Source organism: Micromonospora sp. WMMD1082 (genome assembly GCF_029626175.1).
Taxonomy (GTDB): Bacteria; Actinomycetota; Actinomycetes; order Mycobacteriales; family Micromonosporaceae; genus Micromonospora.
Map to the genome: position 1 here is coordinate 4,605,266 of NZ_JARUBM010000002.1, position 22,312 is coordinate 4,627,577.

Genomic DNA, 22,312 nt, shown 5'->3' on the forward strand with positions numbered 1-22,312 from the left:
TCACCGCCACGCGTCCTGTCGAGCTGAACCGCCTGCGCTATCGGCGGGTTTTGTCACAGCGCCGGTCGCTGCTGCGGGCCGGCGGGTTTGGGAGGATGACGGGCATGGCATACGACGCGAGCGACCTGCCCGACGTGTCCGGGCTCACCGTCGGCATCATCGGTGGCACGGGCGACCAGGGCCGAGGGCTCGCCTACCGGTTCGCCCGGGCCGGCCAGACGGTGCTGATCGGCTCCCGGTCCGCCGAGCGGGCGGTCCAGTCGGCCGCCGAGATCGCCGCGCTGCCCGGCGTGCCGGCGGCCGGCAGCGTCACCGGGGCGGACAACGACGAGGTGGCCCGGCGCAGCGACGTGGTGATCATCGCGGTGCCCTGGGACGGGCACGCCGCCACCGTCGGCGCGCTCGCCGCACCGCTCGCCGGCAAGATCGTCGTCGACTGCGTCAACCCGCTCGGCTTCGACAAGCAGGGCCCGTACGCGCTGCCCGTCCCGGAGGGCAGCGCCGTCCAGCAGGCCGCCGCGCTGCTGCCCGACTCCCGCGTCTGCGCGGCGTTCAACCACGTCAGCGCCCCGCTGCTGGCCGATCCCGAGATCGACCGGATCGAGCTGGACGTGCTGATCTGCACCGAGGAGCGGGAGCTGGTCGGCATCGTCGGCGCGCTCGCCGCCCGCATCACCGGCATGCGGGGCATCTACGCCGGGCGGCTGCGCAACGCCCACCAGATCGAGGCGTTCACCGCCAACCTGATCGCCATCAACAAGCGCTACAAGGCGCACGCGGGCGTCCGCGTCACCGACCTCTGAGAGCCGGTCACCCCGCCCGGATCGCGGCGGAGCGGAAGCGGGCGGCGCCGACGCAACAGGGCCGGGCGTGCCGGCCATAGTCTGGTGTGACGATCCAGATGGAGCCGACCGATCAGGAGTTGTGGTCGGCGACGGTGGCCGGCGACGAGGTGCTGTTCGCCCGGCTGTTCGACCGGTACGCGCGCACGGTCTACAACCACGCGTTCCGGCTCACCGGGTCGTGGTCGCTCGCCGAGGACGTCACCCAGTCGGCCTTCCTGGTCGCCTGGCGGCGCCGTGCCGATGCCCGCCTGGTCGACGGCTCGATGCTGCCCTGGCTACTCGTGATCACCACCAACACCGCGCGCAGCGAGTCCCGCTCGGCGCGGCGGTGGCTCGCGCTCCTGCGGCGGATGCCGCCCGAGCGCGGTACGGACGGCGACCTGGCGCAGGAGGTGGCCGGCCGGGTCGACGACGAGCGGCGGATGCGGACGATCCTGGCAGCGGTACGCCGGCTGCCGCGCGCCGAGCGTGAGGCCGTCGCGCTGTGCCTGTGGTCCCGTGTGCCGTACGCCGACGCCGCGGTCGCCCTGGGCATCAGCGAGGCGTCGGTCCGCTCCCGGGTGAGCCGGGCCCGCGCCCGGCTGGCCGTTCACCGTGTCGACAACACCGTGGAGGACCAATGAACGACCTGCTCACCCCGCCCGCCGACCGTGACCTGCCGGCCGGCCGAGCGGGGCAGATGCGGGCCCGCCTGCTGGCGGACCTGGGAGTCGGCCCGCGACGGTCGCCGGTGCGTCGTCGCGTCGCCCTCGCGCTCGTCGCTGCCGTCGCCGTCGCCGCGCTCGGGCTGGTCGCATGGCCCGAGCACGATCGGGCGCCCCGGTATCTTGCCTTCGGGCCGGACGAACTGTCGCCGACGCTGCGGCAGTCCGCCGAACGGTGCCTGGCCCTCGGCGATGACCCGGCACGGATGCCCGTGACCATCGCCGATCTGGCCGTGGCCGTCGAACGGGGCGACCACGCCGCGCTGATGTTCCTCACCGACGACCACTACCTCGCCTGCGATTTCTGGGATCCGCCCCACCAGCCCTGGCCGGACGGCGGTGCACCCTCGCCTCGCCTCGCCTCGCCGGCCAGGTCGACGGCGGTGGCGAGCTCCGTCGACGACCCGACCTGGCGCGGCGACTGGCTGCCCGGACCGGTGCAGCGGCTCCTGCTCACATCGACCGACCCCGACGGCGGCGAGGTGGTCGCCATCGGACGGGTCGGCGCCCGCGTACACCGGCTGGTGATCGAGCACGCCGACGGCAGGACAGCGCCGGCCCGCATCTCCGGCGGCGCGTTCGGCCTCATCGCCGACGACGGCGACATCCGCGACGACGGCGGGGCGGACCTGGTCGCGTACGACCGGGCCGGCGTCGAGATCGACCGCCGCCCGCTGTTCACTCCGTTCGACCAGTTGGGTCGCTGCTACGTCGACCCGGCCGGCGCCGTCGTCTACGGCGATCCGGGGCCGACGTGCCAGCCCGCCGAACCGTGGCACCGCCGGCGATAGCACCACCGGTGTTTGAGACCAGCTTCGACGATGCCCGCACCGCGCGTGTCGCTGACGGCGGGCACCGAGCTGCATCAAGGTCGACGCGTCGGCAGTGGTCGGTCGCGTCGGCGGTGGCCGTCGTGCCGGCAGTGGCGGTCGTGTTGGCGGTGGCCGTCGTGCCAAGCAGCGGCCGTCGCGTTGGCGGTGGGCGGTCGCTGCGGGCATGGTTCGGGTGCTGGTGCAGGCCGCTGCCGGCGGTGGTCGGTCGTGTCGGCAGCGGTTGTCGTGCCATGCAGTGGCCGTTGCGTCGACAGTGGTCCGCGTGCTGGCGGTGGTCCGCACGTCGACAGGATTTTGTCGTACGGGTGTTCTAACGTGGCGGTGTGTTGAAGGAGCTGGCGCGGGCAGAGGCGGCGACGGGGTCGTGCGTCGACGCCGCCGTGTGGGCCATGCCGGAGAGCAGCCTGGTCGACGCCCTCGACGCGGTGCACCGGCTGGAGCAGCGGCTCGCCGCGGTCAAGCTGACCCTCGTGCGTGAGCTTGACGGCCGTCAGGTGGCGGTGTCGCAGGGTGCGTCGTCCACCGCGGTCTGGCTCCGCGAGCGGCTACGGCTCGGTGTGCCGGCCGCCCGCCGGCTGGTCGACCTGGCCGGTGCCCTGGACGCCGGGCCCGACCAGCTTCGGTTCGCTCTCGGCGCTGGCCAGGTCGACGTGGAGCAGTCCCGGGTGATCGCCGGCATCGAGGCGGAGGTGTCGCGGGAGGCGGGCGCCGAGGCGGCCGAGCGGGCCGTCGCCCTCCTGCTGGGGTGGGCCGGGCAGTTCGATGCGACCGTGCTGCGCCGCCTCGGTGCCCGCATCCTCGACCACGTGGCCCCCGGCCTCGCCGACCAGGCCGCCGGCAGGGCGCTGGAGGCCGAGGCGGCACGTGCCGCCCGTGACCGCCAGCTCACCCTCTCCGACCTGGGCCATGATCGCGTCCGGCTGACCGGCAGTCTCGATCCCGAGACCGCCGCGCTGCTGCGGGCCGCCATCGGCCCGCTGACCGCCCCCAGCGGTCCGGACGATTCCCGCTCACCCGGGCAGCGCCGCCACGACGCGCTCGGCGACGTCTGCCGTCTCGCCCTGCGCACCGGTCAGCTGCCCGAGCACGGTGGTGATGCCGCCCAGGTCGTCGTCACCACCGCGTACGACATGGTCGCCGGGCGTCTCGGGTCGGGCACGTTGGACGACGGCCTGACCCTCACCCCGGCGACGGTGCGTCGGCTGGCCTGCGACGCGGCGGTGCTGCCGGCTGTGCTCGGCGGCGCGGGCCAGGTGCTTGACGTGGGCCGGCAGCGTCGGCTCATCTCCGGGCCGCTGCGGCGGGCGCTGGTCCTGCGCGACCGCGGCTGCGCCTTCCCCGGCTGCGACCGCCCGCCCCGCTGGTGCGAGGGCCACCACCTGCGGCACTGGTCCGACGGCGGTGCCACCAGCCTCGCCAACGCGGTGCTGCTCTGCCGTCACCACCATCGCCAGGTGCACCACCACGGCTGGCAGGTCCGCCTCGCTGCCGACGGGCATCCCGAGTTCATCCCGCCGGCCTGGCTCGACCCGGATCGGCGCCCCCGCCGCAACCACCTACGGCATCCGTCCGCATCCCCAAGCCCACAACCGTCGACCCCGCCGCCGGACGGGCTGCGACCGCTGACCCCAACGCCGACAGAGGTGCGAACTCCAGCGCCCGCCGAGCCACGACCGCCCGTGCCGGTGTCTGCTGGGTCGGGACCGCCCGTGCCGGTGTCTGCTGGGTCGGGACCGCCCGTGCCGGTGTCTGCTGGGTCGGGACCGCCCGTGCCGGTGTCTGCTGGGTCGGGACCGCCCGTGCCGGTGCCTGCTGGGTCGCGACCGCCCGTGCCGGTGCCTGCTGGGTCGCGACCGCTCATGCCGATGTCTGCTGGGTCGCCACCGCCGATGTCTGCTGGGTCGCGACCGCCCACGCCGGTGTCTGCCGGGTCGGGACCGCTCATGCCGGCATCTGCCGGGTCGCCACCGCCGGTGTCTGCTGGGTCGCGACCGTCGGCGTCTGCCGGGCCAGAGGCCAGCACGGTCGTCACCCGCCTGGCGACCGTTGGCAGTGACGTGTGGGGCTCCGGCATCAAGGGACGACGGGCAACCGCGCGCCCGTCCGGCCGGCCCGCCGCGCGGACGCACCCGCCCTGACCGCCGGGGCTGATGGTCCAAGGAGAAGGGCATTGGGGCGCTGCCCGCCGGCCGGCCCAGCTCATGTTCCGCTCTGACCGCGAGCGGCTGTTGCCGCGCATCGACCACCCGGCCGACAAGGCTACGGCCACCTTCTTGGCTACGCGTGCTTCCTGGCTATGGCCACCTTCCTGACTCCTCGTGCTTCCTGACTCCTCGTGCTTCCTGGCTAAGCGTGCGGTTCTGGGCGCCGATGGGATGCGGGTCGTCCGGAAAGCCGGACCGTGTCGGTGGGTGGGTCTAGCGTCCGACGGTGAACAGGTCAGCTTGCCAAGGAGGGTCCTGCCATGACGGCTCAGCTCAACCCGTATCTCACGTTCAACGGCGACGCTCGCCAGGCCATGGAGTTCTACCAGTCGGTCTTCGGCGGACAGTTGCGGATCAGCACATTCGGCGAGTTCGGCACGTCCGATCCCGCTGTCGCGGACAAGGTGATGCACGCGATGCTCACCACCGATCGGGGCTACACCCTGATGGCCTCCGACACCGCGCCCGGCATGCCCTACAACCCTGGGGACACCATCACCTGCAGCCTCAGCGGTGACCCGGGCGAGGGCCTCGAGGAGGCGTGGGAGAAGTTGTCCGACGGCGGCACCGTCGCGATGCCGTTCGAGAAGCAGGTGTGGGGGGACCTGTACGGCATGTGCGTCGACAGGTTCGGCATCCCGTGGATGGTGAACGTCGCCCAGCCGCAGTGACCCGTCGGCAGCGGCAGGGTCCGTCGGCAGGGGCAGGGCACTGCCCGCGCCCCTGCCGCTGCCGACGAATCCGCTAGAAGACACCCAAGGCCAGTCAGAAGGTGAGTCAGACCGGCCGGGTGACCCGCTCCCACATCATCACTGTCAGAAGGTGTGTTCGGCGGCGGGGAACTGGCCGCTGCGGACCTCGTCGGCGAAGCGGCGGGTCGCCTCGTCGAGCACGTCGGCCAGGTCGGCGTAGCGCTTCACGAAGCGCGGTGCCTTGCCGGTACGCAGGCCCGCCATGTCCTGCCAGACCAGCACCTGAGCGTCGGTCTCCGGGCCGGCCCCGATGCCCACCGTCGGGATCGGCAGCTCGGCGGTGACCCGCTTGGCGACCTCGCCGGGCACCATCTCCAGCACCACCGCGAAGGCGCCGGCCTCGGCGACCGCCCGCGCGTCGGCGAGCACCTCGTCGGCGGCCTCGCCGCGGCCCTGCACCCGGTAGCCGCCGATGGTGTGCTCGCGCTGCGGGGTGAACCCGATGTGTGCCATCACCGGGATGCCGGCGCCGACGATCGCGTCGATCTGCGCCGCGTAGTGCCGGCCGCCCTCCAGCTTCACCGCGTGACAGCCGCCCTCCTTCATGAACCGGACGGCGGTACGCAGCGCCTGGGTCGGACCCTCCTCGTACGAGCCGAAGGGCAGATCGCCGACGACCAGCGTGTGCCGGGTGGCCCGGACGACCGCGCGTACCAGCGGCAGCAGTTCCTCGGCGGTCACCGGCAGGGTCGTCTCGTAGCCGTACACGTTGTTCGCCGCCGAGTCGCCGACCAGCAGCACCGGGATGCCGGCGGCGTCGAAGATCGAGGCCGTGTACTGGTCGTACGAGGTGAGCATCGACCATCTCTCGCCGCGCTCCTTGGCGGCGAGCAGGTCGCGGGTGCGGACCCGGCGGGTGGCCGGGCCGCCGTAGAGGGCGGTCACCTCGGCCGGGGTGGACTCCACCATGACGTTCTCCTTCCTCGAGGCCGCGTACGCGGTCCCCGGGTTCTGCCGCGATCGTCGCACCGTCGACGCCGCTCGCGGCAGGGCGCAGTGGAGGACGTCACTCCGGCCGAGCTGCCGGCCGGCTGCCCGGCCGAGCCGCCCGGCCGCACGGTCAGCCGTCCTCGCGCCACCGGTTGGTGATCGGCAGCCGCCGGTCCCGCCCGAACGCCTTCATCGAGATCTTCGTACCGGGCGCGGACTGGCGGCGCTTGTACTCGGCGGTATCCACCATCCGTAGCACCTTGTCCACCACCGCCGGGTCGTGACCCGAGGCGATCAGCCCCTCGCGCCCGAGGTCGCCGTCGATGTAGCCGATCAGGATCGGGTCGAGCACGTCGTAGTCAGGCAGCGAGTCGCTGTCGAGCTGACCGGGGCTCAGCTCGGCGCTCGGCGGCTTGCCGATCGAGTTCTCCGGGATCGGTGGCGTTTCGCCCAGCCGGGCCGCCTCGGCGTTACGCCACGTGGCCAGCCGCCAGACCAGCGTCTTCCACACGTCCTTGACGGGGTTGAAGCCACCGACCGAGTCGCCGTACAGGGTCGAGTAGCCGACCGCCAGCTCACTCTTGTTGCCGGTGGTCAGCACCAGGTGGCCCTCCTGGTTGGACAGGGCCATCAGGATGACACCGCGTACCCGGGCCTGGAGGTTCTCCACCGTCACCCCGGAGAGCGACATGTTCGCCAGGAAGGTGTCCACCATCGGCTGGATCGGCTCCACCCGGTAGTCCAGCCCGGTGCGCTTGGCCAGGTCGGCCGCGTCCTCCCGGCTGTGCTCGGAGGAGTGCTGGCTGGGCAGGGAGACCCCGACCACCCGGTCGCCGCCGAGCGCGTCCACCGCGATGGCCGCGACCACCGCGGAGTCGATGCCGCCGGAGAGGCCGAGCACCACCGAGGGGAAGCGGTTCTTGTCGACGTAGTCGCGTAGCCCGAGCACCAGCGCCTGCCACACCTCGGCCTCGTCGGCCACCGGTTCGATGATCCCGCCGGTGGCCACCGGGCCGGTCGGTGCCGGCGGGATGCCCTCGACGGTACGGCGCACCACCCGCAGGCCGTCGGCGACCTGCGCGCCGTCGACAGCGCCGCCGCTGTCACCGCTGCCGCCGTCGTCCGCTGCCAGACCGGTCCCGCCGTGCCCGGTCCCGCCGTGTTCGGTTGCGTCGGGCAGGGCGACGTCGTGGACGAGCAGGTGCGCGACGAACTGCGGTGCCCGGGTCAGCAGCGTCCCGTCCGGCGCCACGATCATCGAGTCGCCCTCGAAGACCAGCTCGTCCTGGCCGCCGATCATGTTGACGTACGCGATGGTCGCCCCGGCCTCGGCGGCCCGGCGGCGTACCACCGGCAGCCGCAGGTCGTCCTTGTTCAGCTCGTACGGCGAGCCGTTGATGTTGACGACCAGCCCGACCCCGGCCTGCCGGGCCGCCGCGAACGGGCCGCCGGCCTGCCACAGGTCCTCGCAGATGGTCAGCGCCACATCGACCCCGCCGAGGCGGACCACGGTGAGGGTGTCGCCGGGCACGAAGTAGCGATCCTCGTCGAAGACGCCGTAGTTGGGCAGGTGGTGCTTGAAGTAGGTGGCCACCACCTCGCCGCGGTGCACCAGCGCGGCGGCGTTGCGCGCCCCCCGGCCCGGCTCGGCGTCCCCGCTGACCTGCGGCGGCCCGTCGGCGTCGAGGTAGCCGACCACGACCGGCAGCTCGCCCAGCCCGTCGGCGGCGAGGTCGGCGGCGAGCCGGTCGAGCGCCGCCTTCGACGCGGCCACGAAGGATCGCCGGAAGACCAGGTCCTCCACCGGATAGCCGGTCAGCATCATCTCCGGGAACAGGACCAGCTGGGCGCCGGAGTCGGCGGCCCGGCGGGTCCAGGAGCGGACCAGGTCGGCGTTGCCGGTGAGGTCGCCGACGCCGGGGTTGACCTGGCACAGGGCGAGACGCAGGGTGGGCATGCCCTCATCTTGCCCCAGCGGGACGGGGGCGACACGTGGGCGGGCCACCGCGGCGGCCGGGCCGGGACCGCCGGTCGGGACTGGACGGGACGCGGCGGCGGCGGTTCGGTTAACGTCTGCGTAATCGGGTCGGTGGAGACTGGTCGGTCAGGTCGGGCAAAGCCCGTCCGAAGCCGGACATAGGTGTCGCGGAAGGTTGGGGCAGTGGACCGTCAGCAGGAGTTCGTCCTCCGTACGCTGGAAGAGCGGGACATCCGCTTCGTCCGGCTGTGGTTCACCGACGTGCTCGGCACGCTCAAGAGCGTGTCCGTCGCCCCCGCCGAGCTGGAGGCCGCCTTCGAGGAGGGTATCGGCTTCGACGGCTCGGCGATCGAGGGTTTCGCCCGGGTGTTCGAGTCGGACATGGTGGCCATGCCCGACCCGACGACCTTCCAGGTCTTCCCGTTCGAGGGCGGGGTCAGTGGCGAGAGCGCCCGGATGTTCTGCGACATCCTGCTTCCCGACGGCGGGCCCTCCTGGGCCGATCCCCGGCACGTGCTGCGCCGGGCGCTGTCCCGGGCGGCGGAGAAGGGCTTCACCTTCTACACCCACCCCGAGATCGAGTTCTTCCTGCTGGAGAACGGGCCGCTGGACGGCACGGTGCCGGTGCCGGTGGACACCGGCGGCTACTTCGAGCACACCACCCACGCGGTGGCGCGGGACTTCCGCCGGCAGGCGGTGCTGTCGCTGGAGCGGATCGGCATCTCGGTGGAGTTCAGCCACCACGAGGTCGCCCCCGGCCAGCAGGAGATCGACCTGCGCTACGCCGACGCGCTGACCACCGCCGACAACATCATGACCTTCCGGCACGTGGTCAAGGAGGTGGCGCTCTCCACCGGTGTGCAGGCCACCTTCATGCCGAAGCCCTTCACCGACCAGCCGGGCAGCGGGATGCACACCCACCTGTCGCTGTTCGAGGGGGAGCGCAACGCGTTCCACGACGCCGGCGACCCGATGAAGCTCTCCAAGGTGGCCCGGGCGTTCATCGCCGGCCTGCTGGCCCACGCCCGTGAGTACACCGCGGTCACCAACCAGTGGGTGAACTCGTACAAGCGGCTGTTCCCGCAGGCGCTGCCGGACCGGGTCACCGAGAGCCCCGCGTACGTCTGCTGGGGTCACCTGAACCGCTCCGCGCTGGTCCGCGTCCCGGCGTACGGCAAGCCGAACTCGGCCCGGGTGGAGGTCCGCTCGCCCGACTCGGCCGCCAACCCGTACCTCGCCTTCGCGGTGCTGCTCGGCGCCGGGATGAAGGGCATCGAGGAGGGGTACGAGCTGCCGCCGGGCGCCGAGGACGACGTCTGGTCGCTGACCAGCGCCGAGCGGCGGGCGATGGGGTACGAACCCCTGCCGGAGAACCTCGCCGAGGCGATCGACGTGATGGCCGGCTCGGAACTGGTCGCCGAGGTGCTCGGGGAGCACGTCTTCGACTTCTTCCTGCGCAACAAGCGTGCCGAGTGGGAGCAGTACCGCCGCGAGGTCACCCCGTACGAGCGCCAGCGTTACCTGTCGCTCTAGGGCCTGTGTCGAGGTCCCTGGCCGCCGGGCGGCGGGGCTGCGACGACGGCCCGGCCGGGCTGCCGGGCATTGCGCGGTCCCGCTATCGTCTCGATCACCGTGCCGGCGCCCCGTCGGCCGAGGAGTGGTCGGGGAGGCAGTCGGTGCTGGAGGACCTGCTCAGCGGAGCGTGGCAGAGCGTGGTGTTCGGGGTGGTCGGTGTCGGCCTGATGGCCGCCGGCTTCGTCGTGGTCGACCTGCTCACGCCCGGCAAGCTGCGGGACTTGATCTGGGTACGCCGCAACGCCAACGCCGGCCTGCTGCTCGCCGCCAACCAGCTCGGCGTCGCCGGGATCGTGTTCACCGCGATCCTGACCAGCTACCACGACTTCGCCAAGGGGCTGGCCTCGACGGTGCTCTTCGGGCTGATCGGCCTGGGCATCATGGCGCTGGCCTTCTTCGTGCTGGACCTGCTCACCCCGGGCAAGCTCGGTGAGGTCATCTGCTCCGAGGAGCCGCACCCCGTGGCCCGGGTCAGCGCCGCCAGCCACTTCGGCGCCGCGCTGATCGTCTGCGCCTGCATCGCCTGACGGCCCCCCGACTCGTCACGCCGGACCGGGCGTCGCGGGACGTCCGGCGCACGGGCGGACACGCCGGGTTGCGGTGTGTCGGGCCTTCCCGCGCGGCGGACACCGCGGGTTGCGGTATGTCGTGGCGCGGGAAGGCCCGTCAGGTGGGACTCGGTGCGTTACTTGCCGGCGGGCTCGCCGTCGCCGCCAGGAGCGCCCGCACCGCCTGGGCCGCCCCAGCCGCCGGGGCCGCCGAGGACGCCGGCCTCTACGGCGGCGGTGATCGCGTCGGCCTGCTCCTGGGTGAGCTTGCCGTCCTCGACCGCCTGGGCGAGCCGCTCGGCCAGCGCCTCCTTGCGCTCCTCGGCGGAGGCGCCCGGCTTGCGGTCGCCGCCGCGGTCCTCGGCGCCACCGCGACCCCGCTGGCCCTTGTCGTCGCCGCGACCCTGCTGGCCCTCGCGGCCGTCACGACCCTCGCGGCCGTCACGACCCTCGCGGCCGTCACGACCCTCAGGGCCGTCACGGCCCGGACCGCGTTCGTCGTCCGGTCGGGCTGCCGACCGGTGCTGCTCGCGGAGCTTCTCCAGCGCCTCGGTCACCTTCTCGGTGGGTACGCCCAACTCCTCGGCCAGTGCCTCGGCGAACTGCCCGCCGCGACCCGGTCGCTGGCCGTCGGCGCGGCCGTCCTGCTGTTCCTCGCTGCCCGGGGCGGCACTCGTGCTGGCGCTCGGTGTGGCACTCGGGCTGGCCTTGTCGTCGGCGAACGCCACGGTGGGAGCGGCGATCCCCACGCCGAGCACACCTGCGGCGGCCAGTCCGGCCAGCAGGTGCTTCTTCGAGATCGTGCGGGACATCGGTCCTCCAACTCGTCGGTGATGCAATGACGTCACCGACAGTGACGATCTCGGCTGGGGGAGACCCATGTCGAAGCTGTCAGCGAGCTGGCAATCCCGGCGGTCGAGCCGGACAACCGGGCCGCTCCCGCCCACACGCACCCGTCGGGCACGCACCGTTCAGCGGACGGCGGGGGAGACCGTCAGGGTGCCGGTGCCGGCGTCGAGGGTGGCCGGGGTGCCGACCGGGACGGTGAGCTGGCCGGGGCCGTGACCGATCGGCAGCCCACCCAGCACCGGCACGCCCAGGTCGCCGAGGCGCTCGGCGAGCACGTCGGCCACGCCGATCTCCCAGCCGTCGGCGCAGTCGGTGAACTGCCCCACCGCCACCCCGGCCAGCCCGTCCAGCGCACCGGCACGGCGCAGCTGGGTGAGCATCCGGTCGATCTTGTACGGCGGCTCCTGCACCTCCTCCAGCAGCAGCACCGCCCCGGTCAGGTCGGGCATGTCCGGGGTGCCGAGCGAGGCGACGACCAGGCAGAGGTTGCCGCCCAGCAGCCGGCCGGCGGCCCGCCCCGGCACGCGTACGCCGAAGGTCTCCTCGCCCTCGACGGCGCGCACGGTGACCGGCTCGGTGGTGGTCAGCGCCGCGTGCAGGGACTCCGCCGAGGCCAGCGGGGTGCGCTCGTCCCGCCAGGCGGCACCGGGCCCGTGCACCCCGGCCAGCCGGGCACCGCGCCAGAGCGCCAGCTGCACGGCGGTGATGTCGGAGAAGCCGGCGACCACCTTCGGGTCGCGGCGCACCGTCGCCATGTCGATCGCGTCCACCACCCGCTGGGCGCCGTAGCCGCCGCGGGTGCAGATCACCCCGCGCACCTCCGGATCGGCGAAGGCGGTGTTCAGGTCGGCCGCCCGCAGCGCGTCCGAACCGGCCAGGTAGCCCTGGCGGGCGTAGGCGTGGGGCGCGAGCACCGGCCGCAGCCCCCAGCCGGTGAGCAGCTCGACGCCCCGGGCCACCCGCTCCGGGCGGGTCGGCCCCGACGGCGACACCAGCATCACCGTGTCGCCGGGGCGCAGAGCCGGCGGGCGTACGACATCCTCGGGCGCGGTGTGGTCGGACACAGCGGCAGAGCCTAGTCCCGTGCACCGGCCCTGTCGGCCGGACCGGATAGCCTCGACGGCGTGGCAACCGCGTTGGTGATCGAGAACGACCCGACCGACGACCCGCGCCGGCTCGGGGAGTGGCTGACCGAGGCCGGGCTGGAGCTGTCGGTGGTCCGGCCGCACGTGGGCGACGCGCTCCCCGCCGACCTCGACGGGCACGCCGCCCTGGTGGTGCTCGGCGGCGACCAGCACGCCTACCCCCGGGCCGACGGCGCGCCGGGGGCGCCCTGGTTCCCCGCCGTGGAGGGGCTGCTCCGCAAGGCCGTCCGGCACCGGGTGCCGACCCTGGGCGTCTGTCTGGGCGCGCAGCTGCTCGCCACCGCCCATGCCGGCACCGTCGAGCGCAGCCCGTCCGGGCCGGAGGTCGGCCCGGCCGTGGTCGGCCGGCGCGACGCCGCCGAGACGGACCTGCTCTTCCGGTACGTCCCATTGATCCCCGACGTGCTCCAGTGGCACGCCGACGAGATCACCGAGCTGCCCGTCGGCGCCACCCTGCTGGCCGCCTCCACCCGCTACCCGCACCAGGCGTTCCGCCTCGGCGACCGGGCCTGGGGGCTGCAGTTCCACATCGAGTGCGACACCGCGATGATCGCCGACTGGGCCACCGACTCGGCGCTCCTGGCCGAGCTGGGCTATGACCCGCAGCTGGTGATCTCCGCTTGCGACGCGGTGATGGTCGACGTCGAGGAGGTCTGGCAGCCGTTCGCCGCCCGGTTCGCCGCGCTGGCCCTCGGCGAGCTGGACGACACCGGCTCGCGTCGCAGCCTGCCCCTGCTCGGGCACTGATGGGCCGGCCGACCAGCGCCACGGGCCGGCTCGCCCGCTTCGGCTTCGGCATCGCCGACGAGGACGCGGGCGCCCGGGCCGCCGACCTGCTCGGGCCGGACGGGCTCGACCTGTGGCGACCGCAGACGCAGGAACCCACCGGCGAGCGGGCCCGGGAGCTGCTCACCGCGCTGTCCCGGGCCGCCGACCCGGATCTGGCCCTGCGCCAGCTGCACCGGCTGGTCGAGGCCGAACGCCGCGCGGTGCACGGGGTGAACGGCGGCGGCGCGTCGTTGGCCGAGGGCTCGGCGGTGCTCGCCGCCCTGCGCGAGGATCCGGGGCTGCGCCGCCGGCTGATCGCCGTGCTGGGCGCCTCCTCGGCGCTGGGCGATCATCTCGTGGCCAACCCCGACCAGTGGCCGGTGCTGCGCACCGAACCGGACGGGCTCGCCCCGACCGCCGACGGTCGGTTGGAGCTGACCGGCGGCGGCAACCCGGTCGCGGCGCTGCGTCGGGCGTACCGGCTGGCGCTGTTGCGGATCGCGGCGGCCGACCTGACCGGCGGGCGCTGCCTGGATCAGACGATGGCCGCGCTGTCGGCGCTGGCCGACGCCACGCTCGCCGCCGCGTACGCGATCGCCCTGGCCGAGCTGCCCGAGGGCACCCGGGAGCCGCGGCTGGCCGTGGTGGCGATGGGCAAGTGCGGCGGCGGCGAGCTGAACTACGTCTCCGACGTCGATGTGATCTTCGTGGCCGCCGAGGACGACGACCTGAGCGCGGCGACCACGGTCGCCACCCGGCTGATCCACATCTGTGGGCTGGTCGCCTGGCCGGTCGACGCCGCGCTGCGCCCCGAGGGCAACCGGGGGCCGCTGGTGCGCACCCTCGCCAGCCACCTGGCGTACTACCGGCGGTGGGCGCGCACCTGGGAGTTCCAGGCGCTGCTCAAGGCCCGCCCGGCCGCCGGTGACCTGGCGCTCGGCCAGGAGTGGATCGACGCGCTGGCGCCGCTGCTGTGGCAGGCGGCCGAGCGTCCGGAGGCGGTCGAGGACGTCCGGGCGATGCGGCGGAAGATCATCGACCACATCCCGCCGAAGGAGCTGGAACGCGAGATCAAGCGGGGCCCGGGCGGGCTGCGCGACATCGAGTTCGCGGTGCAGCTGCTGCAACTGGTGCACGGCCGGGGCGACGAGGCGTTGCGCGCCGCCGGCACCATCCCCGCCCTGCGGGCGCTGGTCACCGGTGGCTATGTCGGCCGGGCCGACGGGGAGGCCCTGCTGCGCGGGTACCGCTTCCTGCGCGGCATCGAGCACCGCCTGCAACTACAGGGTCTGCGGCGTACCCACACCGTGCCGACCGAGCCGGGCGCGCTGCGCTGGCTCGCCGCCGCGCTCGGCTACACCGCCACCCCCGGGCGCAGCGCTGTCGAGGAGTTCCGCGCCGAGTGGGTCACCCACGCCACCGAGGTACGCCGGCTGCACGCGAAACTGCTCTACCGGCCGCTGCTGGAGTCGGTGGCCCGGGTGCCGGCCGACGGCCTGCGGCTGACCCCGGAGGCGGCCCGCAACCGCCTGGAGATCCTCGGCTTCGCCGACCCTGCCGGGGCGCTGCGTCACCTACAGGCCCTCACCGGCGGGGTGAGCCGCACCGCCGCCATCCAGCGCACCCTGCTGCCGGTCCTGCTCAGCGAGTTCGCCGACGCCCCCGAGCCCGACCGGGGGCTGCTCAACTACCGCCAGGTCTCCGACTCCCTCGGCAGCACCCCGTGGTATCTGCGCCTGCTGCGCGACTCCGGGCCGGTGGCCCGCCGGCTGGCCCGGGTGCTCTCCTCCTCCCGGTACGTCGCCGACCTGCTGACCCGGGAGCCGGAGGCGCTGCGGCTGCTGGCCGAGGAGAGCGAGCTGAGCCCCCGGCCGCGCGAGGTGCTCTGCGACGGCTTCGCCGCCGCCGCGGCCCGGCACACCGACCCGGTCGAGGCCACCCGCGCCGTGCGTGCGCTGCGCCGCCGGGAGCTGCTCCGCCTCGCCTGCGCCGACGTGCTCAGCCGCGCCGGGTCGCTGGCACCCACCCGTCCCGACAGCGGCCGGTCGACCCTCGGCGACATCACCGCGGTCGGCACCGCGCTCTCCGACGTCACCGACGCGACCCTCGCCGCCACGCTGCGGACCGCCCGCGCCGCCCAGCCGGCCATGCCCGGACTCACGTTCGCGGTGATCGGGGTGGGTCGGCTCGGCGGGTACGAGTCGAACTACCTCTCCGACGCCGACGTGCTCTTCGTCTACGAACCGCCGGAGGGGGTCAGCGAGAGCGCCGCCAGCGCGGCCGCGCAGGCCATCGCCGAGGAGCTGCGCCGGTTGCTGGGCATGCCCGCGCCGGATCCGCCGCTGGGCGTCGACGCCGACCTGCGCCCCGAGGGCCGGCAGGGGCCGCTGGTCCGCAGCCTCGCCGCGTACCAGCAGTACTACGCCCGCTGGTCGCGGGTGTGGGAGGCACAGGCGCTGCTGCGCGCCCGCTGCGTCTGCGGCGACGCCGACCTGGGCACCCGGTTCGAGCAGATGGTCGACCCGGTCCGGTACCCACCCCAGGGGCTGACCCGGGAGCAGATCATCGAGATCCGCCGCATCAAGGTGCGGGTGGAGACCGAGCGGCTGCCCCGGGGCGCCGACCCGGCGACCCACACCAAGCTGGGGCGCGGCGGCCTGGCCGACGTCGAGTGGGCGGTGCAGCTGCTCCAGTTGCGGCACGCCGGGCAGCACCCGCAGCTGCGCGGCACGCGTACCGTCGACGCCCTCGCCGCCGCCCGTGACGCCGGCCTGGTCGACCCGGCGGACGCCGAGGCGATGGCGGCCGGCTGGACGCTCGCGGCGCAGGTCCGCAACGCGCTGATGCTGGTCCGTGGTCGCGCCGGTGACCAGCTGCCCCGGCACGGCGTGGAACTGGCGGGCGTGGTCCGGCTGCTCGGCCGCGACGACCCGGGCGAGTTCCTCGACGAGTACCTGCGCACCGGCCGCCGCTCCCGCACCGCCACCGAACGCGTCCTGGAGATGATGTAAGGAAGGGCCCCTTAACGCCGCAGGGATCAGCTACCCAGGGTGTACGTGCCGGCGCGGGGGACCGTGACCGTTGTCCAGTCCCCGTCGGCGGAGACGGTGGCACCGCCGGACGCGGCCAGCCAGCGGCTGTGCCGCACCCGCACCGGCACCGTGGCGGCACCTGCGGTGCGGAAGGTGATCGAGGCGCCGTCGGCGTGGAGCAGCTCGCCGGGGGCGCTGACCAGCGGAGTCGGGTCGGTCACCGCGTACAGCCGCCACCGGTGCTCCGACCAGACCTCGGTGAGGTACGGCAGGCCGCCGGTGACCAGCTCGGCCTCGGCCCGGCCGACCCAGGAGAACGGCGCGTCGGGCACCGCGACGTACTGCACCGCGTTCTCGTCGAGCCAGGCCCGGTAGCTGGCGGCGGTCAGCGGCACGCCGGTGCCGGCCGCCCCGGGTACGGTGCTGAAGAACAGCGGATTGCGGTCGATGTCCGCCTGCCGCAGCCAGCCCCGGGCCAGCGGTACGTCGCCGAGCCGCGCGGCCTCCCAGTAGTTGCGGGTCGGCGGCACCTCCAGCCGGCCGGTGAGCCCGCGCCGGTCCAGCTCGGCCCGGAGCGGGGCGAAGAAGCGCGGATCGCTGGTCGGGTCGCCGATGCTGCGCAGGTCGGCGGGGACGACCGGTGGCTGCCAGAAGCACACCGCCGCCAGCAGTCCGGCCAGCGCGACCGGCCCGGCCACCCGCAGCCGCCGAGCCCAGGCGGGTGGCCGGGCGGTCGCGGCCAGGAGGGGCAGCGCGAACATGGTCGCCAGGCGGGTCGCGTTCAGCCCGACCGGGGTATGCACCAGCGCCGCCGCGACCACCCCGCCCGCCGCCAGCAGCGCACCTAGCCGCACCGGTCGGTAGCCCACCAGCGCCGCCACCAGCAGCGCGGTCACCGTCGCCCGGACCGTGTCGGTGCGGCTGATGTTCATCCAGCCGCCATCGCCGAACAGCAGCGCGGTCGCGCCGAGCGGCAGGGCCGCCGCCACCGCCAGGAGCAGCCCGCCGGCGTGCCGGCCGGAGAGCAGCAGCGCGACCCCGGCGAGCCCGACGAAGAGGCCGGCCACCGGGCTGGTCGCCGAGGCCAGCAGCGCGGCGATCCCGGCCAGCCCGAGCGGCAACCACGTGACGGGCTCCCCAGTGGTGGGCCGAACGGTGGCGGGCGGGCCGGTGGTGGGCTGCCCCGTGGTGGGCGGGCCGGTGGTGGGCCGAACGGTGGGCCAGGTGAGGGCGAGCAGGGCGGCGAGGCCGAGGGCCACCCCGAGGCCGTACGTCACCCGACCGGAGACCAGGTTGCCGGCGATGGTGACCACCCCGACCAGGCTGCCGAGCAGCGGCCGGGACACCCGGGTGCGCACCAGCAGCGCCGCGAACGCGGTCGCCGCCGCGACCAGGGCCAGCGCCCCGGTGAGGCGTACCCCGAGCAGGGCCATGATCGGCTGGGCGAGCAGGCTGTAGCCGAACTGCTGGACCCCGCCGTACCAGCGCAGGTCGACCGGGGCCGGGCCGTGCGCGGCGAAGAAGTCGGCCCGGGCCACCTGCGCCGCGAGGTCCGAACCCATCGGCGGGAGGGTGAGGTACGCCACACCGAGCGCCCCGGCGGACGCGGCGGCCAGCGCCACCACCCGACTGCCCCGCATGCCCACCTCCGTACCGCGCTCACGGTACTGGCAGCATGTCGAGCGTGCCCCATCACCTCGTGCGCTGGACCGGACTGGCCGGTTCGATCATGCTCGCCGTGGCCGCGTTCCTCGGCGGCGCCCTGCCCGACGGAGACCTGCGACCCAACCCGGTCAAGATCTGGCTGGGCCCGAACGGCCCCCTGATCATCGGGCTGTGGCTGGTCGGTACCGCCGCCATGGCCGCCGCCTGGTGGGTGCTGCGCGACCGGGTGCCGTCGGCCCGGTGGGCGCTGGTCACCGCCGGGCTGTGGGTGCTGCCGTTCCTGTTCACACCGCCGCTGGGCAGCCGGGACGCGTACGCCTACGCCTGTCAGGGGGCCAGCTTCTCGGCCGGCATCAACCCCTACGAGTACGGCGTGTCCACCCTGCCGTGCCCGTGGCTGGACACCATGTCGCACATCTGGCGGGACACTCCGGCGCCCTACGGTCCGCTGTTCGTGGTGCTCTCCGGCGCGGTGGTCGCCGCGACCGGTTCGCTGTTCGCCAGCATCGCGCTGTTCCGGGTGATGGCGGTGGCCGGCGTGGCGCTGACCGCGGCCTGCCTGCCGGTGCTGGCCCGCCGCTGCGGTGTGCCGGTCGGCCGGGCGCTCTGGCTGGCCCTGGCCAGCCCGTTGGTGGGTGTGCACCTGATTTCCGGGGTGCACAACGACGCGTTGATGGTCGGGTTGATGGTGGCCGGCCTGGCCGTGGTGGTCAGCCAGCCGGGCCGGCGCTGGCCGCTGCTGGCCGGCGGGGTGGTGCTCGGCATGGCCGCCGGGATCAAGGTGACCGCGCTGGTGGTGGTCCCGTTCGCGGCGCTCGCCGCGATCGCCGGCGGGTTCTCCGTACGCGCGCTGCTGCGCGACGGGACGCCGGTGGTCGGCGGGGCGGTCGCCACGCTGCTCGGGGTGACCGCCGCCGCCGGGCTCGACTTCGGCTGGATCACCGGCCTGTCGCACGGCAACGAGGTGATCGGCTGGACCTCGCCGCCGACCGCCGTCGGGCAGACCGTCGGCTACCTGGTGCTGCCCTTCGGCCTGCACGTCGACGCGCTGCCGGTGACCCGGGCGATCGGCATGCTGGTGCTGGCGGCGCTGCTGGTGTGGCTGTGGTTCCGGGCGCGTACCCGGGATCCGCTCTGGCACGCCGCGCTGGCGTTGACCGCGACGGTGGCGCTGGCCCCGCTCTTCCACCCCTGGTACTGGTTCTGGCCGCTGGCCCTGCTCGCCGCCACCGCCCACCGCACCTGGTGGCTCAGCGTGGTGACGGTGGTCTCGTCGTTCCTGGTGCTGGCCGACGGCACCGGACTGGCCCGATACACCAAGACGGCCGGTGCGCCGCTGATGACGCTGTTGGTGATCGTGGTGGCCGTTCGCTTGGTACGGTCGGCTCGGGCGGCCCGGTCGGCCCGCCGCCCGGTTCCCGTCGTTCCCGTCGACTGAGGAGAGACACGCCGGTGACCGACTCCGGCGCCCGGCCCGCGTCCGACATCCGGTCCGCGTCCGACATCCGGTCCGCGTCCACTCGGGAGCGGGTCGTCCGGTACGCCGGGCTTGCCGGAGCGCTGCTGCTGGCGGTCGCCGGATACCTCGGCGGCGCGCTGCCCGACGCCACCACCACCCGCGTGTGGCACTCGGCGGACGGCCCGCTGACCGTGGTGCTGTGGCTGGCCGGTACCGCCGTGATGGTGGGCGCGTGGTGGGCACTGCGCGATGGCGCCCCGTCCACCCGGTGGGCGTATCTCACCGCCGGGCTGTGGATGCTGCCGCTGCTGGTCACCGCCCCGCTGGGCAGCCGGGACGGATACTCGTACGCCTGCCAGGGCTGGGTGTACGCCGACGGCGGTGACCCGTACGCCACCGGGGTGGCCGCGGCCGGCTGCCCATGGGTGTCGGCGGTCGCGCCCGTCTGGCGGGACACCCCCGCCCCGTACGGGCCGCTCTTCGTGCTGCTCGCCGCGCTGGCCGTGGTGCTCGGCGGCGGCCTGGTCGGCACGCTGGTGCTGCTGCGGGTGCTGGCGGTGGCGGGGCTGCTGCTGGCGGCGCTCTGCCTGCCCGGCCTGGCCCGGGCGGCCGGGGTGCCGCCCCGGCGGGCGGTCTGGCTGGTGCTGGCCTGCCCGCTGGTCGGGGTGCACCTGGTGGCCGGTGCGCACAACGACGCCGTGATGCTCGGCCTGCTCCTGCTCGGGCTGTTGCTGCTGGTCCGCCGACCAGCAGCCGGGTTGCTGCTGAGGGCCGGGTTGCTGCTGGGGGCCGGGGCGCTGCTCGGGCTGGCGGTGTCGGTGAAGGCCACCGCCGTGGTGGTGCTGCCGTTCGCCGCGCTGGTCGCCGTGCGGGGCCGGTACACGCTGCCGGCGCTGCTGCGCGACGGCGGCACGCTCGCCGTCGGGGTGCTCGGCGGGTTGGTGGTCCCCTCGCTGCTGTCCGGTCTCGGGCTCGGCTGGCTCGCCGGGTTGGGCCGCAGCGGCGACACCGAGCAGTGGACCTCGCCGCCGACCGCCGTCGGGATGGTCGTCGACTACGCCGGTGAGCTGCTGGGCCGGGAACCCGCCGCGGTGCCGGTGACGCGCCTCGTCGGGCTGGTCCTGCTGGCGGCGCTGCTGGTGTTGCTGTGGTGGCGGACCTGGTCCGCCCTGCGCACCTCGGCGCCGCCCGAAGCCGGCCGAAGGTTGGCGCTGTGGGGTGCCGGGGTGGCGTTGACGGTCACGGTGGTTCTCGCTCCGGTGTTCCACCCCTGGTACGCGACCTGGCCGCTGGCGCTGCTCGCGGTGACGGCAACCCGGACCACCTGGTTCGTGCTGCCCTGCGCGGCGGCGACCTTCCTCGCCCTGCCGGACGGCACCAACCTGGCCCGGCTGGTGAAGGCACCCGGCGCGGTGGCGATGACCCTGCTGGTCATCGTCGCGGTGCCCTGGGCCCTGCGCCACCACCGCCACCTGACCCGCCCGCACCCCGCCCCACTGACCCGCCCCACTGACCCGCCCCACTGATCGCCCGCCGGACTGTGGCAGTCCAGCCAGCCGACACGCCGGGGCGGGACCAGCTGAACTGCCACGGTCCGGCGGGACCGCCCTCCCGGCGCGGCGACGAGCGGGGTCAGCGACGTGCCCCGCAGGTGGGGCAGGGCTCGGCGGAGCGGTCGCCGGTACGCGGACGCAGGGCGACGGCGGCCGGCAGCACGGCCGGCCCGAGCAGCCCGACGGCGAGCGCGGTGCCGACCAGGGTCGGGTACGTCGGGCGCGGCGCGGCGCTGATCAGGCCGTCCACCGCAGCGGCCAGGATGTGCACGCTGAGCAGGCCGACCGGGGTGAGCAGCGCCGCCACGCCCCACCAGCCACGCCCGTCGCGTCGCATACCGAGCCCCACGGCGAGTAGCAGGGCCACGGCCAGCAGCACCGCACCGGCCGCCGGCAGCAGTTCCTCCGCGGTCCCCCGGTACGCGCCCCAGTAGTGGCTGTGCCCCAGCACGTAGGCGGTCACGCCGCCAGCCATGGCGGCCGCGAGCGGCAGGGCCCGGGCCACCGGCGCCAGGTGACCGTCGACCGCGAGCGCCAGCACCGCGAGGGCGACCTGCGGTGCCAGCACCAGCAACGGTGGCCGGGGCAGACCCGCGACCAGGCTCGTCACCGGCACCGCTACGGTCGTCAGCAGCGCCAGGGCGATGGCCGCGCGGGTGGGCCGCCCCGGTGCGACGAGTGCGAGAGTCGCAGGGAGCAGCCAGGCGAACCAGGTGACGACGCCGGCCGACACGAACAGCCCGAAGGTCGGCGCACCAGACTCGGCCGGTGGTGGCTGCTGCTCGACGACCGCCCAGAAGCCGGCGAGGAAGGTGGCGGTGGCCAGGGCGAGCAGTCCGGCGAGGCGTACCCCGGGAAGCAGGTCGGTGGCGCCGGCGGCCCGCAGCCGCTGGCGGAGGCCGCCGCGCACGAGGTCGGCGGCGTCCGCCGGGGAGGGCCACCGCCGTCCCGGGACGGCCAGGTCGAGGTACGTCCCGACGATCTCGTCGCCGCGGTCGCGGCGGTAGTCCGCCGGGTACGCCCGCAGCAGTCGCCGGTAGCGGCGCTCCAGCATGGTCATGCCGGACCCCCGGCGGTACGCGGTGCGAGCGGGCGCACGGCACGGGCGCGGAGCCGGGCGGTGGCCGCCTCGACGTTGCGTCGCAGCCGTTCGGTCTCGGCGGCGAGGGTGGCGTCCCCGGCGGGGGAGAGGCGGTAGTAGCGCCGCAACCGCCCGTCGACGGTCTCCTCGCGGTCGAGGTCGACCAGCCCGGCGTCGGTGAGCCGGTCCAGCGCGCCGTAGAGGGTGCCGGGGCGCAGCGAGAGCCGCCCGTCGGAGAGGACCGCCACCTCGCCGATGATCGCGTAGCCGTGCATCGGCTCGCGGGCGAGCGCGGTCAGGATGAGGAAGGTGGGTTCGCGCAGCGGTGTGTCCACGCCCCGAATATATCGGACGCGAAGGTATTGGGTGGCCCGGAAACGGCCCCGGGCCG

Annotated in this window: 18 protein-coding genes; 11 read left to right on the forward strand and 7 right to left on the reverse strand. The window is 74.4% G+C overall.

Annotation, left to right across the window (positions count from 1 at the left end; genetic code table 11):
* Positions 1-104 precede the first annotated feature (104 nt).
* The 5 genes from npdG (at position 105) to O7615_RS21360 (ending at position 5,257) form a co-directional block, all read left to right on the forward strand.
* Positions 105-803, forward strand: coding sequence for an NADPH-dependent F420 reductase (gene npdG, locus O7615_RS21340; protein WP_278179564.1), 699 nt, complete (start codon positions 105-107; stop codon positions 801-803).
* Positions 804-889: 86 nt separating this feature from the next.
* Entirely contained in the window at positions 890-1,468 is a 579-nt protein-coding gene (locus O7615_RS21345) for a sigma-70 family RNA polymerase sigma factor (RefSeq protein ID WP_278179565.1), read from the forward strand.
* Positions 1,465-2,340, forward strand: coding sequence for a hypothetical protein (locus O7615_RS21350; protein ID WP_278179566.1), 876 nt, complete (start codon positions 1,465-1,467; stop codon positions 2,338-2,340). The genes O7615_RS21345 and O7615_RS21350 overlap by 4 nt, the downstream gene beginning before the upstream one ends.
* A gap of 365 nt (positions 2,341-2,705) precedes the next feature.
* The gene (locus O7615_RS21355; protein ID WP_347405094.1) at positions 2,706-4,520 is read left to right on the forward strand and encodes a DUF222 domain-containing protein; all 1,815 of its coding nucleotides are present in this window, start codon (positions 2,706-2,708) and stop codon (positions 4,518-4,520) included.
* A 326-nt stretch (positions 4,521-4,846) separates the two neighbouring features.
* Positions 4,847-5,257, forward strand: a complete 411-nt coding sequence (locus tag O7615_RS21360; protein ID WP_278179567.1) for a VOC family protein — start codon at positions 4,847-4,849, stop codon at positions 5,255-5,257.
* Between the two features lie 144 nt (positions 5,258-5,401).
* On the opposite strand, the gene panB is transcribed toward O7615_RS21360, so the two are convergent.
* Both panB and O7615_RS21370 read right to left on the reverse strand, forming a co-directional pair.
* A complete protein-coding gene (gene panB, locus O7615_RS21365; protein ID WP_278179568.1) occupies positions 5,402-6,247 on the reverse strand; it encodes a 3-methyl-2-oxobutanoate hydroxymethyltransferase in 846 nt (281 codons plus the stop codon).
* A 151-nt stretch (positions 6,248-6,398) separates the two neighbouring features.
* The gene (locus O7615_RS21370; protein ID WP_278179569.1) at positions 6,399-8,225 is read right to left on the reverse strand and encodes an NAD+ synthase; all 1,827 of its coding nucleotides are present in this window, start codon (positions 8,223-8,225) and stop codon (positions 6,399-6,401) included.
* A gap of 204 nt (positions 8,226-8,429) precedes the next feature.
* Here O7615_RS21370 and glnA point away from each other — a divergent pair, with 204 nt between their 5' ends.
* The gene (gene glnA, locus O7615_RS21375) at positions 8,430-9,779 is read left to right on the forward strand and encodes a type I glutamate--ammonia ligase (protein WP_278179570.1); all 1,350 of its coding nucleotides are present in this window, start codon (positions 8,430-8,432) and stop codon (positions 9,777-9,779) included.
* A 143-nt stretch (positions 9,780-9,922) separates the two neighbouring features.
* Positions 9,923-10,348 carry a DUF350 domain-containing protein gene (locus O7615_RS21380; RefSeq protein WP_278182178.1) on the forward strand — a complete coding sequence of 142 codons (426 nt, stop codon included), beginning with the start codon at positions 9,923-9,925 and terminating at the stop codon, positions 10,346-10,348.
* Between the two features lie 158 nt (positions 10,349-10,506).
* Here the strand turns inward: O7615_RS21380 and O7615_RS21385 are convergent, their stop codons facing one another.
* Positions 10,507-11,181: a hypothetical protein gene (locus tag O7615_RS21385; RefSeq protein ID WP_278179571.1), complete on the reverse strand. Its 675-nt coding sequence runs from the start codon at positions 11,179-11,181 to the stop codon at positions 10,507-10,509.
* Positions 11,182-11,340: 159 nt separating this feature from the next.
* The gene (locus tag O7615_RS21390) at positions 11,341-12,216 is read right to left on the reverse strand and encodes an LD-carboxypeptidase (RefSeq protein ID WP_278182179.1); all 876 of its coding nucleotides are present in this window, start codon (positions 12,214-12,216) and stop codon (positions 11,341-11,343) included.
* Positions 12,217-12,342: 126 nt separating this feature from the next.
* On the opposite strand from O7615_RS21390, the gene O7615_RS21395 reads away from it, so the two are divergent.
* Entirely contained in the window at positions 12,343-13,110 is a 768-nt protein-coding gene (locus O7615_RS21395; RefSeq protein ID WP_278179572.1) for a type 1 glutamine amidotransferase, read from the forward strand.
* Positions 13,110-16,142 carry a bifunctional [glutamine synthetase] adenylyltransferase/[glutamine synthetase]-adenylyl-L-tyrosine phosphorylase gene (locus tag O7615_RS21400; RefSeq protein ID WP_278179573.1) on the forward strand — a complete coding sequence of 1,011 codons (3,033 nt, stop codon included), beginning with the start codon at positions 13,110-13,112 and terminating at the stop codon, positions 16,140-16,142. The genes O7615_RS21395 and O7615_RS21400 overlap by 1 nt, the downstream gene beginning before the upstream one ends.
* Before the next feature lie 26 nt (positions 16,143-16,168).
* On the opposite strand, the gene O7615_RS21405 is transcribed toward O7615_RS21400, so the two are convergent.
* Entirely contained in the window at positions 16,169-17,803 is a 1,635-nt protein-coding gene (locus O7615_RS21405; RefSeq protein WP_278179574.1) for a hypothetical protein, read from the reverse strand.
* A gap of 44 nt (positions 17,804-17,847) precedes the next feature.
* On the opposite strand from O7615_RS21405, the gene mptB (O7615_RS21410) reads away from it, so the two are divergent.
* Together mptB (O7615_RS21410) and mptB (O7615_RS21415) are read left to right on the forward strand one after the other, a co-directional pair.
* The gene (gene mptB / locus O7615_RS21410) at positions 17,848-19,266 is read left to right on the forward strand and encodes a polyprenol phosphomannose-dependent alpha 1,6 mannosyltransferase MptB (RefSeq protein WP_278179575.1); all 1,419 of its coding nucleotides are present in this window, start codon (positions 17,848-17,850) and stop codon (positions 19,264-19,266) included.
* A 47-nt stretch (positions 19,267-19,313) separates the two neighbouring features.
* Positions 19,314-20,813: a polyprenol phosphomannose-dependent alpha 1,6 mannosyltransferase MptB gene (gene mptB, locus O7615_RS21415; protein ID WP_278182180.1), complete on the forward strand. Its 1,500-nt coding sequence runs from the start codon at positions 19,314-19,316 to the stop codon at positions 20,811-20,813.
* Between the two features lie 106 nt (positions 20,814-20,919).
* Here the strand turns inward: mptB (O7615_RS21415) and O7615_RS21420 are convergent, their stop codons facing one another.
* On the reverse strand, positions 20,920-21,900 hold the full coding sequence (locus tag O7615_RS21420) for a hypothetical protein (RefSeq protein ID WP_278179576.1): 981 nt from the start codon (positions 21,898-21,900) through the stop codon (positions 20,920-20,922).
* Positions 21,897-22,256 (reverse strand): PadR family transcriptional regulator, encoded by a 360-nt coding sequence (locus O7615_RS21425; RefSeq protein ID WP_278179577.1) that lies wholly within the window; start codon positions 22,254-22,256, stop codon positions 21,897-21,899. The genes O7615_RS21420 and O7615_RS21425 overlap by 4 nt, the downstream gene beginning before the upstream one ends.
* Between the last annotated feature and the right edge of the window lie 56 nt (positions 22,257-22,312).

Excerpts from the sequence above, each read along its gene's own strand:
- npdG (WP_278179564.1), top strand. The coding sequence starts at position 105 with ATGGCATACGACGCGAGCGACCTGCCCGACGTGTCCGGGCTCACCGTC.
- O7615_RS21400 (WP_278179573.1), top strand. The coding sequence starts at position 13,110 with ATGGGCCGGCCGACCAGCGCCACGGGCCGGCTCGCCCGCTTCGGCTTC.
- O7615_RS21405 (WP_278179574.1), bottom strand. The coding sequence starts at position 17,803 with ATGCGGGGCAGTCGGGTGGTGGCGCTGGCCGCCGCGTCCGCCGGGGCG.
- O7615_RS21390 (WP_278182179.1), bottom strand. The coding sequence starts at position 12,216 with ATGCTGGTGTCGCCGTCGGGGCCGACCCGCCCGGAGCGGGTGGCCCGG.
- panB (WP_278179568.1), bottom strand. The coding sequence starts at position 6,247 with ATGGTGGAGTCCACCCCGGCCGAGGTGACCGCCCTCTACGGCGGCCCG.
- O7615_RS21385 (WP_278179571.1), bottom strand. The coding sequence starts at position 11,181 with ATGTCCCGCACGATCTCGAAGAAGCACCTGCTGGCCGGACTGGCCGCC.
- O7615_RS21350 (WP_278179566.1), top strand. The coding sequence starts at position 1,465 with ATGAACGACCTGCTCACCCCGCCCGCCGACCGTGACCTGCCGGCCGGC.
- O7615_RS21370 (WP_278179569.1), bottom strand. The coding sequence starts at position 8,225 with ATGCCCACCCTGCGTCTCGCCCTGTGCCAGGTCAACCCCGGCGTCGGC.
- O7615_RS21360 (WP_278179567.1), top strand. The coding sequence starts at position 4,847 with ATGACGGCTCAGCTCAACCCGTATCTCACGTTCAACGGCGACGCTCGC.
- O7615_RS21420 (WP_278179576.1), bottom strand. The coding sequence starts at position 21,900 with ATGACCATGCTGGAGCGCCGCTACCGGCGACTGCTGCGGGCGTACCCG.